General features: G+C 74.8%; 1 protein-coding gene. It reads left to right on the top strand.

Annotated elements, in window-relative coordinates:
• On the top strand, nucleotides 1–294 hold a 294-nt coding region (locus tag TN53_RS43885), incomplete at both ends, for an ROK family protein (RefSeq protein WP_046264540.1).

Here is a 294-nt window from a genome sequence, read left to right on the forward strand (position 1 = left end):
TCGTCCACGACGTGGCCGCCCTCTCCCTCGCCCTCGACCCCGAGCTGGTCGTCATCGGCGGCTGGGCGACCGGCCTGGTCGACGTACTGGAGCCGCTGCACCCGCTCGACGAGCAGGCCGTCGCCGAGGTCTTCGCGCGGGCACGCGAGGGCGACCAGCGGGCCCGGGCGGCCGTCGACCGTTTCATCCAGCGGCTCGTCCACGACGTGGCCGCCCTCTCCCTCGCCCTCGACCCCGAGCTGGTCGTCATCGGCGGCTGGGCGACCGGCCTGGTCGACGTACTGGAGCCGCTGC

It is taken from the genome of Streptomyces sp. WM6386 (assembly GCF_000972385.1).
Taxonomy (GTDB): Bacteria; Actinomycetota; Actinomycetes; order Streptomycetales; family Streptomycetaceae; genus Streptomyces.